Genomic DNA, 2,240 nt, shown 5'->3' with positions numbered 1-2,240 from the left:
AAATGGCCGCCCACCCCAGCGAATTTTGACACCCGTCCGCGGAGCCGTCCGGGTCAATTTTTGAAAAAGCTCCTAGGGCGCGGATTTTTAACAGGACGGTTTCAGCGCCCCGAAGATTTGCCGGAAGACGATTTTCGGCGCCACCATCCCCGCTTTCAGGGCGAGAACTTCCAAAAGAATTTGCAGTTGGTGAAAATCATTCAGGAAATGGCAGAGGCCAAGGGAGCCACGCCGGCTCAATTGGCGATCTCTTGGGTCTTGGCGCAGGGGGACGACATTGTTCCCATTCCTGGGACGAAGCGCCGCACATATCTCGAAGAAAATGCCCAGGCGGTCACGATCCACTGGAGTCCGGCCGAGCTTCAGCGCATATCAGATGCGTTTCCGACCGGTTCGACGGCGGGTGCGCGCTATGCGGATATGAGCACCGTCAACCGTTAGGGGAGGACGATCAGCGAAGTCCGCGCCGGATTGCCGGCAAGGACTTCGCTATTCCTGCGATATTTCATGCACTAAGATATAGCGCGAAGGGATAATTTATCGCCGCTTTATTCAGGGAGAGGAATTGTTTACCGACTTGTCGAATTTCGTCACATTTCCTTGAACGGGTGTGATGATGATTTCCGCTGGCGAATCTCCCAAGGCGCTATATTGCCCGCAGTGCGGCACGGCGATGAAGCGCAGCGCTCTCCGCTGTCCTGCCTGCGGGGCCGACATCAAAGTGGGACCTATTCCCCTTTACCGAGAGGCGGCGGCGCGGACTGAGGGGCCGCGTCGGCGTGGCCTGGCCATTCTAGGGACGGCAGCCTCTTTGGTGCTTCTCACAGGCGGGTATGCTTTTCAACGGTATCACACGGCGACGTCCGATCTCGGCAAAGCGCATCAAGCGCTCCTTCAGGATCATTGGAAGCTGGCGGAGGCTGAGGCACGCGATGCCAAAGATGCTTGGCCTAACATGGATACCCAGGGGGTCGAGAAACGGGCTCAAGCGCTGGGGGCGTCAGCCCACTACTTCAATCTCGCGCTCACCTTGTACCACCAGGGTCATTATGGGAAGGCCACCGCTGATTTTCGAAAAGTGGCCGCGGGAGATTCCCATTACCCGCTGGCCCGGAAGTATGTGGCTGACATTATCACCGGAGAGGCTGATCTGTCCCGCGTTCAGGCGCTTTCGAAGGCGGTGGTCGCCATATCCGACGATATCACCAGCTACACCAACGACTACAACTCGACAGTGGACTATGCCAACCAAGCGCTGAGCGCGTATCAAAATGGCATCTCCTTGTTTGGCTACAGTCCGAGCGTCAGCTTTGCCAATAATGTGGCCAACGGACAGAGTGCCTTCAGCTCATTGCAACAGGATGCGTCTCAGCTCTCGACGGATGTGTCCGCCCTGTCCACCGCGTTGGGATTGATTTCTGCCACTCCGACCCTGAGGAACGCGTCGCTGGCCAACATCGAATCGGCGGCTCAGGGGCTTGTGAACAACTCCAGCCAGATCGATACAGCCTTCTCGGACGAACTGTCCAGCTTCCAGGCGATTGCCAACGGGTCGGCCACCGTCGCATATGGCCTTTCATCGGATGTTTCGGCTATCAACCAACAGGAAGCGGCGTGGTCGCGCAACCAAAACAACCTATCCAACGCGGTGAGCCACTTTGCTGGCTTTGCATCCGGGGTAGTGGGAAGGTATCTTGGATTGCAGCATTCCCTGACGCAGGAATTTCAGAGCCTATCACCGGCATCCTAGCGCGATTCCCAGTCCCCGGGTCGGAAGCGGTAGCGGGGTTTGGGGGGACGGACCATCAACCGCACCGCCCGTCCCAGCCAGGTTCCGGCTGTTGCCAACAAAGCGGCGAGTAGGGCGGTCGCGAGGAAGACGAGAAAGCCCGCGTGGCCAAAGCCCATTATTTCGGCGGTGACGACCGCGTCTTTGGCCAGGGGAGCACCGTGGTCAAGCCATGCCAAAGCAAGACCATATCCGAGAAGACCGATGAGGAGCGACCCGCCAAATTGCGCTCCCCGACCAGTCGCCACGAACGCCCACCCGAAACCCAGAAGGAGGGGTGCCCACCACAGCCCTTCGGCTGCGAGCAAGGCGCAGAGCGCAATGCCGACGATGAGGCCAATCCACACCACTGACGCACGCTGATTTCTCATAAGAACCTCCTCGTATAAAAAGAATTAGCCTACTAGCCCAAGACCTTGGTCTCGGGGCTTGCCGCGTAGCGGCAAGCGGC

3 protein-coding genes are annotated in these 2,240 nt (G+C 58.4%); 2 read left to right on the top strand and 1 reads right to left on the bottom strand.

Annotated features, from left to right (window positions below):
• Both HIJ39_RS22580 and HIJ39_RS22575 read left to right on the top strand, forming a co-directional pair.
• Positions 1–441 (top strand): aldo/keto reductase (locus tag HIJ39_RS22580; protein WP_207711872.1); only part of this gene is annotated, 441 nt, incomplete at its 5' end.
• Between the two features lie 172 nt (positions 442–613).
• Complete coding sequence (locus HIJ39_RS22575; protein ID WP_169103286.1) at positions 614–1,750, top strand: zinc ribbon domain-containing protein; 1,137 nt, start codon at positions 614–616, stop codon at positions 1,748–1,750.
• Here HIJ39_RS22575 and HIJ39_RS22570 read toward each other — a convergent pair.
• Positions 1,747–2,160 (bottom strand): hypothetical protein, encoded by a 414-nt coding sequence (locus tag HIJ39_RS22570; protein ID WP_169103285.1) that lies wholly within the window; start codon positions 2,158–2,160, stop codon positions 1,747–1,749. The two genes, HIJ39_RS22575 and HIJ39_RS22570, sit on opposite strands and share 4 nt — an antisense overlap.
• Positions 2,161–2,240: the final 80 nt, after the last annotated feature.

This window comes from Sulfobacillus harzensis, from assembly GCF_012933365.1.
Taxonomy (GTDB): Bacteria; Bacillota; Sulfobacillia; order Sulfobacillales; family Sulfobacillaceae; genus Sulfobacillus_B; species Sulfobacillus_B harzensis.
This window is presented reverse-complemented; position numbering and strand designations above follow the sequence as displayed.